The 13,757-nt window shown below is 33.9% G+C and carries 11 protein-coding genes and 1 tRNA gene; 4 read left to right on the top strand and 8 right to left on the bottom strand.

Annotation, left to right across the window (positions count from 1 at the left end):
- Positions 1 to 203 precede the first annotated feature (203 nt).
- From mnmG to EKM03_RS00870, 3 genes are all read right to left on the bottom strand, one after another.
- A complete protein-coding gene (gene mnmG / locus EKM03_RS00880) occupies positions 204 to 2,075 on the bottom strand; it encodes a tRNA uridine-5-carboxymethylaminomethyl(34) synthesis enzyme MnmG (RefSeq protein ID WP_126457750.1) in 1,872 nt (623 codons plus the stop codon).
- Positions 2,076 to 2,228: 153 nt separating this feature from the next.
- Positions 2,229 to 2,636: an rRNA maturation RNase YbeY gene (ybeY, locus tag EKM03_RS00875; protein WP_126457751.1), complete on the bottom strand. Its 408-nt coding sequence runs from the start codon at positions 2,634 to 2,636 to the stop codon at positions 2,229 to 2,231.
- Positions 2,633 to 5,935 (bottom strand): hypothetical protein, encoded by a 3,303-nt coding sequence (locus EKM03_RS00870; protein ID WP_126739717.1) that lies wholly within the window; start codon positions 5,933 to 5,935, stop codon positions 2,633 to 2,635. The genes ybeY and EKM03_RS00870 overlap by 4 nt, the downstream gene beginning before the upstream one ends.
- Positions 5,936 to 6,243: 308 nt before the next feature.
- Between EKM03_RS00870 and gltX the strand changes: the two genes are divergently transcribed.
- On the top strand, positions 6,244 to 7,755 hold the full coding sequence (gene gltX / locus EKM03_RS00865) for a glutamate--tRNA ligase (protein ID WP_126739716.1): 1,512 nt from the start codon (positions 6,244 to 6,246) through the stop codon (positions 7,753 to 7,755).
- A gap of 327 nt (positions 7,756 to 8,082) precedes the next feature.
- On the opposite strand, the gene EKM03_RS15145 is transcribed toward gltX, so the two are convergent.
- The gene (locus EKM03_RS15145) at positions 8,083 to 8,262 is read right to left on the bottom strand and encodes a hypothetical protein (protein WP_231507448.1); all 180 of its coding nucleotides are present in this window, start codon (positions 8,260 to 8,262) and stop codon (positions 8,083 to 8,085) included.
- Positions 8,263 to 8,542: 280 nt separating this feature from the next.
- On the opposite strand from EKM03_RS15145, the gene EKM03_RS00855 reads away from it, so the two are divergent.
- On the top strand, positions 8,543 to 9,529 hold the full coding sequence (locus EKM03_RS00855) for an SPFH domain-containing protein (protein ID WP_126457754.1): 987 nt from the start codon (positions 8,543 to 8,545) through the stop codon (positions 9,527 to 9,529).
- Positions 9,530 to 9,560: 31 nt separating this feature from the next.
- On the opposite strand, the gene EKM03_RS00850 is transcribed toward EKM03_RS00855, so the two are convergent.
- The 4 genes from EKM03_RS00850 to EKM03_RS00835 form a co-directional block, all read right to left on the bottom strand.
- Positions 9,561 to 9,812 carry a DUF6327 family protein gene (locus tag EKM03_RS00850; protein WP_126457755.1) on the bottom strand — a complete coding sequence of 84 codons (252 nt, stop codon included), beginning with the start codon at positions 9,810 to 9,812 and terminating at the stop codon, positions 9,561 to 9,563.
- 3 nt (positions 9,813 to 9,815) lie between these two features.
- Complete coding sequence (locus EKM03_RS00845) at positions 9,816 to 10,166, bottom strand: competence protein (protein ID WP_126739715.1); 351 nt, start codon at positions 10,164 to 10,166, stop codon at positions 9,816 to 9,818.
- A 39-nt stretch (positions 10,167 to 10,205) separates the two neighbouring features.
- Complete coding sequence (locus EKM03_RS00840; RefSeq protein WP_126457756.1) at positions 10,206 to 10,535, bottom strand: YtxH domain-containing protein; 330 nt, start codon at positions 10,533 to 10,535, stop codon at positions 10,206 to 10,208.
- 305 nt (positions 10,536 to 10,840) lie between these two features.
- Positions 10,841 to 12,943, bottom strand: a complete 2,103-nt coding sequence (locus tag EKM03_RS00835; RefSeq protein ID WP_126739714.1) for a glutamine--tRNA ligase/YqeY domain fusion protein — start codon at positions 12,941 to 12,943, stop codon at positions 10,841 to 10,843.
- Between the two features lie 125 nt (positions 12,944 to 13,068).
- On the opposite strand from EKM03_RS00835, the gene folB reads away from it, so the two are divergent.
- Positions 13,069 to 13,428 carry a dihydroneopterin aldolase gene (folB, locus tag EKM03_RS00830; protein WP_126739713.1) on the top strand — a complete coding sequence of 120 codons (360 nt, stop codon included), beginning with the start codon at positions 13,069 to 13,071 and terminating at the stop codon, positions 13,426 to 13,428.
- A gap of 82 nt (positions 13,429 to 13,510) precedes the next feature.
- Positions 13,511 to 13,581 (top strand) — tRNA-Cys (locus EKM03_RS00825).
- Positions 13,582 to 13,757: the final 176 nt, after the last annotated feature.

Below are 13,757 nucleotides of genomic sequence, written 5' to 3'. Positions count from 1 at the left end.
TATTTTTAATTTTAAACAAAACCCTGAAAACACATACGAATGCTTTCAGGGCTGAATTATTTATTTTTATGATTCTTTAATAATTCCAAGGCTTCACAGCGTAGTTTCACGTGGAACAAATTTTAGTGTTCCGTGTTCAGAGGCGGTATTCAGTATAAATCGACAATTAAACTGATCACTATAAACTGAATACTGATCACTTCCTAACGTCCCATATAAATCAACAACACCGAAACATCACTTGGTGACACACCGCTGATTCTTGATGCTTGCGAAATGGTAACAGGACGAATCTTGCTTAGTTTTTGTTTGGCCTCAATTGACATGGACTTAATTTTATCATAATCAAAATTTTCAGGGATTTTAACATCTTCTAAACGAAGTAACTTATCAGCATTATTTCTTTCTTTTTCTATGTAACCAGAATATTTCACTTGGATTTCGGCTTGTTCTAAAATTTCTTGATCCACATCATTGGCGGCAACATAAGCTACTACTTTCTCGAATTTCATCATGTCCTCTAAATCAATTTGCGGACGTGAAAACACTTTGAACATCTTATCCCCTTGCGAAATCAGCGCCGTCTCTTTTGCTTCTAAAACAGGATTTGCTTCCGCAATCGAAACACTCGTTTCTTTGAAGAAAGCCACCATTTTTTCGGATTCATTTAGTTTGTGTTCCATTCTGCGCAAACGTGCTTCTGAGGCCAAACCTATTTCATGTGACATGGGAGTTAATCTAAAATCGGCATTGTCCTGACGCAACAGCGTTCTATATTCTGCTCGAGACGTAAACATTCTGTATGGTTCTTCAGTTCCTTTCGTAATTAAATCATCAATTAAAACTCCGATATAGGCTTCGTCTCTTTTTAAAATTAAGGGTGCTTTTTCATGCACTTTCAAATGCGCATTTATTCCGGCCATCAGTCCTTGAGAAGCTGCTTCTTCATATCCTGTAGTTCCGTTTATTTGACCAGCGAAATACAATCCTTCAATAAGTTTTGTTTCCAAAGTATGCTTCAATTGTGTCGGCGGGAAATAATCATATTCAATTGCATATCCCGGACGAAAGAATTTTACTTTTTCAAATCCTACAACAGAACTCAATGCCTTGAATTGAATATCCTCAGGAAGCGACGTTGAAAATCCATTCACATAAACTTCACAAGTATTCCATCCTTCTGGTTCTACAAACAGTTGATGTCTTTCTTTATCCGCAAAACGATTAATTTTATCTTCAATCGACGGACAATATCTTGGCCCAAGACTTTTTATTCTACCGTTAAACATTGGCGAACGATCAAACCCTTCTCTCAAGATATCGTGAACTTCAAGAGAGGTATAGGTCATATGACACGATTTTTGATGAATCAACGGTGAGGTCACATCTGAATAGGAAAATTTATCCGGCTTCGCATCTCCTTTTTCTTCATTCATTTTTGAATAATCTAAAGATCGTCCATCAACTCTTGGAGGCGTTCCTGTTTTCATTCGTCCTGATTGAAACCCAGCAGCAACTAAATCTTCAGTAATTCCATGTGCAGCACTCTCGCCTGCTCTTCCACCACCAAATTGTTTTTCGCCAATATGAATCAATCCATTCAGGAAAGTTCCATTAGTCAACACAACCGACTTAGACCGAATCTCTACTCCTAGCGAAGTTCGGATTCCTTTTATTTTTCCGTTTTCAATAATCAAACCTTTCACCATTTCCTGATAAAAGTCAAGATTTGGAGTTCCTTCAAGCATCATTCTCCACTCCTCGGCAAAACGCATTCGATCACTTTGAACACGCGGAGACCACATTGCAGGGCCTTTGGATTTGTTTAGCATCTTGAACTGGATTGCAGTTCTATCCGAAACAATTCCAGAGTACCCCCCAAGCGCATCAATCTCGCGTACAATTTGTCCTTTAGCAATTCCACCCATTGCTGGGTTGCATGACATTTGGGCAATATTCTGCAAACTCATTGTTACCAGTAAGGTTTTAGAACCAAGATTTGCAGCAGCGGCAGCAGCCTCAGAACCGGCATGTCCTGCGCCCACAACTATCACATCATATTCATTTAAAAACATCATCTTTTATAATTTAATCCGTATTAAGGATTGTGATTTTGAAATCTATTTTATTGTTCCACGTGAAACATTACATACTCAATTTTCAAATCTAAACTAAATGTTCCACGTGAAACACTTTAGATTAAAATAAAGAAAACACTATTATTTGACCTAAAACATAGCGATTTTTTCATCTTCTTTACTACGCATTAAAAGCTCCTCCGACTCTCCTTTGTCTTTGTAGCCACAGTAATGTAAAATTCCGTGAACTAAAACGCGTTTTAATTCTTGCTCAAAAGAGACATTGAAATCAGCGGCATTGTCTTTCACTCTTTCGACAGAAACAAAAATGTCACCGTGTAACTCATTACCCATAGAATAATCAAAACTAATTATATCTGTTAGCGTATCATGATTCAAATATTCTACATTGATTTTATGTAGATACTCATCATCACAAAAGATGTAATTAATCTCTCCTTCTTTCTTGTTTTCTGAAGTAATAACATTTTCCAACCAAGCTACAACAGCTTCTTCGTTGTCTAAATTAAAGTCGGTTTCGTAATTAAAATTGATCATTTTTTATTAAAATATTCTTGAACTTTTTGATTAAAATTCGAGCGTAAAGGTAAGGATTGTCTATTTAATATTTCTATGCTATTCAAATAATCTAATAAAGCTGCCGGAAGCACATTAGATGGGTTTTTAAACTCCTTTTTATTGGTTTCAGATTGGCGTTTGTTTTCTTCACCTTGTTGCTGAATAGCGGAATTTAATTTCAACAATTCCTGTTTCACATTCAATATCTTTTGAAGCGTTTCGTTCTTAAAACCTTTGTTTAATAATTGCTTTTCAATTTGCTTCATTTGTTCCAAAGCGCTTTGTCCATTACCAACCAATCCTTGTTTATTTAATTCGTTTTGCAATGCTTCCCTTAATTGCTTTTGTTCTTTGTAAATTTCCATTATAGCTTGTGCATCACCTTCTCCGCCCTCACCCTTTTGTTCCGGTTTTCCTTGATTTCCTTGTTTACCATTTTGCCCTTTTGGACCGTCCCCATACTTATCTCCTTTCTTAATTCCGTCTTTCATTTTCTCGCCAAGACCTTCTTGTTTTTTAATAATATCCGGCAATTGCATTCCTTGTCCTTGACCTGGCTTCGGTTTCCAAGAACCCATTCCTGACATTTGCATTTGCATATTGTAAAGCATGTCACTGAGAAAATCTGCTAGTTTGTTAGCCGATGAAATCGAATATTGTTGGTGAGACAAGCCTTTTGGAACTTGAGCGTCGGTTAAACTGGATAACGATTTGTCGACGTTGTAAACTACATTACCAATTTCTTTGGTAATATCCTCCGCAATTTTAGGATTACGCAAGGACATCGCAAATAAACTATCGTCAACATGCTTGAACTGTTGCTTTAAATCCTGTTGAAGTTTTATGTTTTTATTGAACGCTGGAGACCCTGATTTATGCCTTTTGAACTGATTCATCAAATCTTCCTGTGACAAAGAAAAAGCTAATAAATTGTCTGCGATTTGTCGCAACATGACAACATCTTCCTGCAACTGTTCCATATCTCCTTTATCCAAAGTTTGCGCCATTTTTTGCGCCATCTCTTTCATCTTTTTTGAAGCACTTTTTTGGTTTGGTTTAGCTTTATCCTTTTTATCTTTATTCAATTCCTCAGAAGCTTTCTTTAAATCATCATCAATACTTTTTTCTTTAGCATCATCTTTTGGTAAATCCAATGGTGATTTTAATTCCTTATTTTCTTTTTCCAAATCATTTAAATCTAATTGAATTTTATCAAACTCCGCATTAATATCTTCCTGTTTATCCAGTTTATTTTCATTTTCATCATCAGATAATTTGTCTAGTTTTTTAGAAAGCTTGTCCAGTTTTTCACCTAACTGTTCCGCTTTCTTTTCAACATAAAATCTCTTAGTCAACTCTACCAACTGTTCTAAATTCTTAGTCTGGTTTTTACTGTTTTGTTTAAAATTATCCAACTTGGTCAACAACTCTTCATTCTGGATTTTATCGTTAAGTTCTTTCAACTCATCTAAAAGCTTTTGGTTTTTTTCCAATTCTTTTTCCGATTTGTCCATTCGGTTTTGAAGCACTTCTTTTAATTCATCTTTTTTATCCGTTTTGAATTGCTCCAAATTGTCATTCATTTTTTTTGTAAATTCTTTCATCATCTCATCCTGTTTCATTTGACGCTTGATAAAATCATTTACTTTTTGCTGATCTTTGAAATCCAAATTTTCTTTCTCTTTTCCGGTTTTTTGAAACTTTTCTATATCGGCCATTTGCTTGTCCTGGTTTTTTAAAGACTTCTCTAAACTGTTAATGTTGTCGTTTTGCTGCTGCAAAATTTGATCTTCCTTTTCTTCATCTGTGGAAACACGATTAGAGAAAACCGAAGACTTCGTACTTTTAAAATTGTGAATCGCATCATTATCAAAAACTTCAAAATAATACTCATAAGAAACCCCTTGCTCCACCGGAAGATTACTTGGAAACGAAAACACGAATTGGTCAAAAGAACTTTTCTTAATAGCAATTGTTCCACGTTTTGCGGTTTGTGGTTTCTCTATTTCGTAATAAACAATCTGAAGTCTAGACAAACCATAATCATCCGTGATTTGGCCTAAAACATAGTTCTTAGCAATCTTCAAACTGTCCGGTGTATTGTTCACATTGATCGTTGGGAACTGATCTTTGATAACCATAAGCTGATAATTGAGTTTTTCGTGGTTTTTTACCTTATCATTTGAAGTAAATATTTGATAATCTGTATTTTGAAGTATATTTTTAGATAAAATAAAGGAGTTTTCTGTTTTCGAAAAAGAAGATTTGGAAATTCCGCTCATCCACGCAATATTTTGGGTCGCTTGAGTTTCTATTTTCCAAGTTACACGCGTTCCTTCAGGAAAAACAGCATTTCCAGTTCCATTTATAGTTTCTGCTTTTTTATTCAAATATGAAGGAAAGTTCAATTGCATTTCGAAATTAGCAATCAAAGGAACGGTTATCACTTTCAATTCATAATCCGGAGAAGAAATAGCATTTCCCTCCACGTGAAACAAAATATTTCCTGAAGGCTTTGCCATCTTAAATTGAAATTCTCCAGCTTTCAATGATTCCATGAAATAACTTTCATCGCCAATGAAAATCATTGCATTCTCCGGAGCTATCTTTCCTTCGGTTTTAATGCGAAGGATAAAATCCTTTCCTTGTTCGGTTTGTAAATTCGAATTTAAAACAACGAATTTAAAAGGAGCCGGTGGTAAAAAATCCGAATTGAAATGCACTACTCTATTCAAACTTTGAGAAATCATGCTGCTGTTTCCAGAAAAATAAAAGAAAGCAAATAACAAAATTGGAATTAAAGCAAAAGGAAAATATTTCCTGTTAACATTATAATTTATGGCGTTCCCAAAAGGGATTGGTTGCAATGCATTGGCTTTTTGTTCAATCGAAGCAGCTAACAACTCCGATTTACTTTGATGAATATCCGAATCTGCCAATTGCAGGAAATTAGTCAACTTATCACTCACTTCCGTAAAATGATTTCCAATAATTTCCGAAGCCTGATTGTAATCGATTCCTTTTTGAAGTTTGAATAATTTAAAAATGGGAAACAAAATAAAACGGAACAGCAAATAGACTTCTACTCCAATGAAAGTCCAAAATAAAATGGTTCTTCCTATTGGCTTGAGCCAAAGAAAATATTCGACAAAAAGCGTAAAAAGGAAATACAACAATCCTAAACCGACAAAGAAAATAGTTCCCCGTATCAATTCGTTGGTATAAAACTTCCTGATGAAAGCTTCTAATTTTAGATAAATAAATTGCTGAGTTTCCAAAATTTATGCTTTGTTTGTTGTAACCAATAAAAGTAATAATTTATATGCTGGCAATTATCCAAATTCCAAAATATCTGAATCAAAGATTGAAGTCTCTTGGCAAACAGAATCAACGTTTTTACCGCTAATCCGCTAATTTTTATAAAAAAATCTATATTAAATAAACCACTTGATGTAGAATTGCACTAATTAACATCCTAAAATACAAAATTTAGTTTTTCTAAAAATAAATTTGCGGATTTGCGGTTCTTTTAAAAACTGATGTGTTTGCCTACTTGAATTTGTATCTTTGCAAAAAAAATACAGCAATGTCTAGACAAGTTCGGGTGCGTTTTGCACCAAGTCCAACGGGACCTTTACATATTGGCGGAGTTCGTACCGCATTATTCAATTATTTGTTTGCCAAAAAAAACAATGGTGTCTTCTTCCTGAGAATTGAAGATACGGACCAAAATCGTTTTGTTCCCGGAGCCGAAGAATATATCATGGAAGCGCTAGAATGGTTAGGAATTGCACCCGATGAGACTATTGGTAAAAACGAAAAATTTGGTCCATACCGTCAAAGCGAAAGAAAAGAATTGTACCAACAATATGCTGCTGAATTAATCAATTCTGAAAATGCGTATTATGCTTTTGATACAGCCGAAGCATTGGATTCAGCAAGAAAATTAGAAGAAGATCAAGGGAAAACTTTTATTTACAATCATACTAACAGAGAGAAACTAGATACCTCCTTAGTGATTTCTGCAGATGAAACTGCTAAAAGAATTGCTGATGGAGAACATTATGTCATCCGTTTTAAAACTCCAGTGAATGAAACCTTGCATCTGAATGACATAATTCGTGGCGATGTGAAATTTGAAACGAATCTTTTAGACGATAAAGTATTGTTCAAAAGCGACGGAATGCCAACGTACCATTTGGCTAATATTGTGGATGATCATTTAATGGAAACATCACATGTAATTCGCGGTGAAGAATGGTTACCATCAATGCCTTTGCACGTTTTGTTGTACAGAGCATTTGGTTGGGAAGCACCGGAATTTGCACATTTACCATTGATTATGAAACCTGTTGGGAACGGAAAATTATCCAAGCGTGACGGTGATAAAATGGGATTTCCTGTATTTCCATTAGATTGGAAAACTACAGAAGGCATTTCATCTGGTTACAGAGAAAAAGGATTTTTCCCGGAAGCCGTAATCAACTTTTTAGCATTATTAGGTTGGAACGATGGAACAGATAAAGAATTATTCTCGCTGGAAGAATTAGTGGAAGCATTTCACTTGAACAGAGTTCATAAAGCTGGAGCTAAATTTGATCCAGAAAAAAACAAATGGTTCAATCACCAGTATTTAATCAAGCAGGAAGATGCAACTTTGGCGAAAGCCTATACTCCTATTTTAGCTGAAAAAGGTTTCTCGACTTCACTCGAAATGACAAAGTTGACCAAAATAGTTTCTTTAATCAAAGAACGTGCGGATTTCGTTTCAGAATTTTGGGAAATGAGCGATTTCTTTTTTGTGGCTCCAACAGCCTATGATGAAAAAGCAAGCAAAAATTGGAAAGCAGAAACTCCGGCATTGATGCAAGAATTAATTTCTGTTATAGAAGAAATCACCGATTTCACTTCGATGAACACAGAAACAATTGTCAAAGATTGGATGACAAAAAATGAAATTGGAATGGGAAAAGTAATGCAACCGTTTCGATTGAGCTTGGTTGGCGCACTGAAAGGTCCTCACCTATTTGATATCGTTGAAGTAATAGGAAAAGACGAAACGATTAACAGAATTCAAAAAGCAATTGCTACTCTTTAAAACTAATAAAGCTTCTAGTCTCTTGTAGGCTAGAAGCTTTATATTTTATACAATTCACAAGTAAAATTTTACAAATAAATTATCATATTTCCGTTTAGTATTCCAGGATTTCCTTTGAAGTTGACTCCTAAATTCTTGTTGTTCCATTTTTAAAGCATATTATTGACTCCATATTGATAGGAAACATTAGCTCTAAAATGACGAACGCCAAAAGTGATTCTAACAGTTGGATAACAATTAAAATTTGAAATTTCCCTAATATCTTTAGCTAATAAAGTTATTCCGCAAATAACATTGTTTTTCTCCGTGTTATTTGTATTTAATTTTCTATTTACCGTGTAACACGGGTCCAAACTCAATACTCAAATGATTTTCAATAAGCCTGTAACACATTTGTAAAGACACTTGAGCTGATGCTAATTTATAATTTACATCTTCATTAACTGAAGACAAACTGTTTGTTGCTACAGAAAAATTATTTTCGCTAAACTGAATTACATACACCATATCCCAATTATTATAAAAATTTCCTCGAATAGAAAATTCTGCATTCCAACCCAGTCCTTATTTAGTTTAAAATTATTTGTGTTAAAGGTAAATTGATTCTCTCCAAAAATAATACCTACTCTATTGGAATCCCGGTATTTGTATTGGGTAAAAGTGCTTATTGAAATAAAAACACAAGCTAAAGCAAACAAAATCTTTCTCATATTATTTAAAATTTACAAGAACAAACCTAAAGATTTTTTGTAAATTGTCGGATATTTATTTAACTAAAAAAAACATTATGAACATTCCATTAATAGTACTCTTAGTAGTTGGATTTTTTATTTTACTTTCCTCTTTTTTTACTGTCAAACAGCAAACAGCTGCAGTAGTAGAACGATTTGGAAGGTTTTTAAACATTAGACAATCAGGTTTACATCTAAAAATTCCTTTAATAGACCGAATTGCCGGTCGCGTTAATCTTAAAATACAGCAATTAGACGTTATAATTGAAACAAAAACCAAAGACAATGTTTTTGTGAAACTAAAAGTTTCGGTTCAATTTATGGTTATCAAAGAAACCGTTTATGATGCTTTTTATAAACTGGAATATCCACACGATCAAATAACATCTTATGTGTTTGATGTGGTTCGTGCCGAAGTTCCAAAGCTAAAACTGGATGATGTTTTTGAAAGAAAAGACGATATCGCCATTGCTGTAAAAAGAGAATTAAATGAAGCCATGACTACGTATGGTTATACGATTATCAATACATTGGTAACAGATATCGATCCGGATATTCAAGTGAAAAATGCGATGAACAGAATTAATGCAGCTGATAGAGAAAAAACTGTTGCGGGATTTGAAGCCGAAGCCTCCAGAATTAGAATTGTAGCTAAAGCCGAAGCAGAAGCAGAAAGTAAACGATTACAAGGACAAGGTATTGCGAACCAAAGAAGAGAAATTGCTAAAGGTTTAGTAGAGAGTGTAGATGTTTTGAACAGAGTTGGTATCAACTCCCAAGAAGCTTCAGCATTGATAGTGGTTACACAACATTATGATACGCTACAAGCGATTGGAGCAGATTCTAATTCTAATTTAATTTTATTACCCAATTCACCTCAAGCAGGAAGTGACATGCTGAATAACATGATTGCCTCTTTCAGCGCTTCCAATCAAGTGGGTGAAATGATGAAAAAAGGTAATAGAAAACCAAATCCTAAAAAAGAAAATAAAACGGATTATCAATTACCTGAAAAACCAGAAGCTCCGGAAACGGAAGAATAATTTAAATTCAAATCATAAAAAAAGAGGCTCATCAGCCTCTTTTTATTTTTTTTATCCACTTGATCACAAATGGTAATGCAATGGTCAATAGCGATCCGTACGAACCTGAAAATGCATTTAAGGATGATCCTATGACACCACTCACAATATTTGAGGGGGTTAAACTCTCTTTTGTTTTTTGAAAACCATACGCTAATTTTTGATAACTGATTTCTTTTTCAATCCTTAAAATTTCCAGTTCTCTTTCAATTTGAGCATAGGATGAATATTTTTTGGTTTCCATAAATTAGTCGTTAAAAACGATTTCTGAAAATTTCTCTAAAATAGGTCCTTCAATAATTCTATCTTTAATAGTAAATAAAAGCATTGTCAGTACAAGATAAATTCCACCAACTATTAAAAACCCATAGGCATAACTATCTAAAGCTATTCCAATAGCAAATGCTGCCGCAACAGAACAAAACAATAAAACCATACTAAAGCAAAGTAAAATCAAAGACATTTTTATGATCATTGTCGTTGATTTCATTGCAAGCTTAAAGCCTCTTAATTTATAATAAGCAGCGGTAGCTTCCAAATATTCTTTAGCCTGTTCTTGAATGTTTTCTGTGTTTTCTTTTAGTTCTTCAAAAGCCATGTACTTATTTTTAGATTTTAATACTAAATTAAATCAAAATTACTTTTGAAGTTTGGCGTTTTGAGATTTTAATTCCGCCAATTTTTCTTCTAAGAAAGAAATGACATCATCCGTCTTGTGACTCATATTAGACACTAGCTCCTCATAAGTTCCTTCCAGATCGTATTTAGCAAGCGAAAACTTATCTTTCAATTCTAAAGATACACTATCAAATCTGTTTTTTAATTCATTTTTAGCATCCTCAAAACCATCTTTAAATTTTTCTCTAGTTCTAGAGCCTTTATCCGGAGCGAATAAAATTCCTACTCCTGCACCTATAGCTACACCTGTTAAAAGAGCCAATACTGTATTTCCTGTATTATTCGACATGATTCTTACTTTTATACGTTCGTTTTATAAAGATACATATTTATAAACAACAACCCGTTAACAACTCGTTAAAGTGTAATTATACAAGACCAAAAGCAAATAAAAGCAAGCTCTTGTGTGTTTTTTTAAATTCTATAAAAGATGTTATTTATGCTATAAAAGACGTTTAAAATCAATATATGGATGTTGTTTCCGATTAGATAAAAATATTAAAAAAAGTATTTCTATAAAAAATTACTATACCAATCAAAAATCCTCTAAAAAGAGGATTTTTGATTGGTAAAATCTATTTTAGCAATATGTTCTTAAAATGTAAGATCATTTAATACCTGTAGCACTTTATCGTTTTTTTCATTATTTTTCATTTCTGAAAGTTGTGATTGAAAAAGACTAAAATTACCGCCGTCCTTTTGTAAGTTTTCGATAACTAAAATTCGAACCGCTGCCAATTGGCTTTTCAATGACATCGAATATAATTTTGTTAAAGACTCTTCGTCAATATCTTTTATATTAACCTTATCAGAATGCAGTAAAATCAAATTAGAAAACAATAACGAGTTATTATCATTCTTAATATTTTTGACAATAGTCTGAATAATTAAACTGTAATTATCTATACTTTTTATATTAGTCACAATGTTGTTTAAAATCAAATTGGCATTGTTTTCATCCTTTTCTTTTACATATTTATTGATTTCTTTTTGCGTGTTCATCAATAAATTTTCTTCTTTTTTGCCCTTTTCTTCCCAAGCATCTTTTAATCCAACGGTTTTATTAAAAACAATTTTGCCTTCAGTTGAATCTTTATCCACATTGAAGTAACCCAATCGTTGAAACTGAAATTTATCTCCGGATTGTACCGTTGCCAAACTTGGTTCTACAAATCCTTTTACAATTTGTAACGAACCAGGATTCATAAATTCCAAGAAATTTTTCTCTTTGTGGCTGTCTGGCGCTTCATCGATAAACAAGCGATCGTAGAGCCGAACTTCCGTCTCTAGAGCGTGTTGTATAGAAACCCAATGCAGGGTTCCGGCCACTTTTCGTTGACTGGCTTCGCTCCCGCTCCCGCTCCTGCTGTCTTCATCATACGTTACATGAATTTCAGTAATATTACCCGCAGCATCTTTTACAACACGCTCTCCTTTAATAATATAGGCGTTTTTAAGACGTACTTCTCTGCCTAAACTCAATCGGAAAAATTTGGCAGGAGCCTCTTCTAGAAAGTCTTCTTTTTCAATAAATAATTCTCTTGAAAAAGGAACTTTCCTAAATCCTGCACTTTCATCTTCCTGATTGTTTTCGGCTTCAAGCCATTCTTCTTTGTCATCCGGATAATTTGTGATGACTAATTTTATAGGATCTAAAACCGCCATAACTCTTGGAGCCGTTTTATTCAAATCTTCACGCAGGCAAAATTCCAAAAGTGAAAAATCAATTATATTTTCTCTTTTGGCAACACCAATACTATCACAAAACTTACGAATAGAAGCTGCGGTATATCCTCTTCTTCGCAATCCTGAAATTGTTGGCATTCTAGGATCATCCCAACCGTTTACAATATTTTCCTGTACTAATTGCAACAGTTTTCGTTTGCTCATTACCGTGTAGTTCAAGTTCAAACGGGCAAATTCATATTGTTGTGGTCGTACTTTTGAATCATCATAAATTTGGGCTAAAAACCAGTTGTATAGTTCTCGGTGCATTACAAATTCAAGCGTACAAATAGAATGCGAAATTTGCTCGATATAATCGCTTTCTCCGTGTGCATAATCATACATTGGATAAATATTCCATTGATTGCCTGTCCTGTGATGGTGACGGTGTAAAATACGATACATCAATGGATCACGCATCAACATATTAGTAGATGCCATATCAATTTTCGCACGTAAAACATGACTTCCTTCCGTAAAATCTCCATTTTTCATTCCTTCAAATAAAATGAGATTTTCTTCTATAGTACGGTTTCTGAAAGGCCCATCTACACCTGCTTGTGTTGGCGTTCCTTTTTGCAATGCCATCTTTTCCGAGGATTGGCTGTCTATATATGCTTTTCCCTTTTTAATCATCAAAATTGCCCAGTCATACAATTGCTGAAAATAATCAGAAGAATACAATTCCTCGGTCCAGTTAAATCCCAACCATTTTAAATCTTCTTTGATGGCGTCTACATATTCCTGCTCTTCTTTAGCAGGATTGGTATCATCAAAACGCAAGTTAACCGGTGCATTGTACTTTAATCCTAAACCAAAATTCAAGCAAATTGATTTAGCATGACCAATATGTAAATAGCCATTAGGCTCCGGCGGAAAACGAAAACGTAATTTATCTTTAGGAAAACCGTTAGATAAACTGTCTTCAATGATTTGTTCTATAAAATGGAGCGATTTTTCTTCAGTTGACATTTTTTTGTTTTATTTTAGCAAAGATAAAAAAAGTTTGAGGTTAAAGGTTTAAAGTTTCCATAGAAACCTTTGAAAAATTAGCGATTCCTCTTTACATTATACGCTTTACACACAAAAATAAAATAATGGGAATTATAAAACTTAAAAATATCCGCACCTACTCCTACCACGGTTGCTTGATCGAGGAAGGAAAAATTGGGTCAGACTATATTGTAAATTTAGAAGTTAAGACTGATTTGAGAAAATCCAGTGTCACAGATGATTTGAAAGACACGGTGGATTATGTGCTCTTAAATCATATCGTTGTAGAAGAAATGGCGATTCGTTCAGACTTATTAGAACATGTGGCACACCGAATCTTAACGCGAATCTTTGAAAAAATTCCGGAAATTTCCAGAATTATTGTGGCGGTTTCTAAACTAAACCCCCCTATTGGTGGTGATGTTGAAGCAGTTACTATTGAATTGGAAGAATATAGAAGCTAAATTAAAAATATTTTTTAAAACTTTTAAACTTTAAACTTTTAAACTTTAAACTTTTTGAGTACTTTTGCCGTCCATTCAACAGGGCGTCGTGGCCGAGTGGCTAGGCTGGGCTCTGCAAAAGCTCCTACTCCGGTTCGAATCCGGACGATGCCTCTAAAACCTTCAAAGCAATTTGGAGGTTTTTTTTATGTCTAATTTTTAGGAAAAATTAAATAAATATAGGGTTCGAATCCGTCCTGAAGCTTCGAGAAATGCCTCTAAAACCTTCAAAGCAATTTGGAGGTTTTTTTTATGTCTAATTTTTAGGAAAAATTAAATAAATATAGGGT

Origin of the sequence: Flavobacterium sp. GSP6 (genome assembly GCF_003984855.1) — a bacterium.
Classification (GTDB): Bacteria; Bacteroidota; Bacteroidia; order Flavobacteriales; family Flavobacteriaceae; genus Flavobacterium.
Note: the sequence above shows the minus strand (reverse complement) of the source record. Positions and strands in the feature narration are given on the sequence as shown.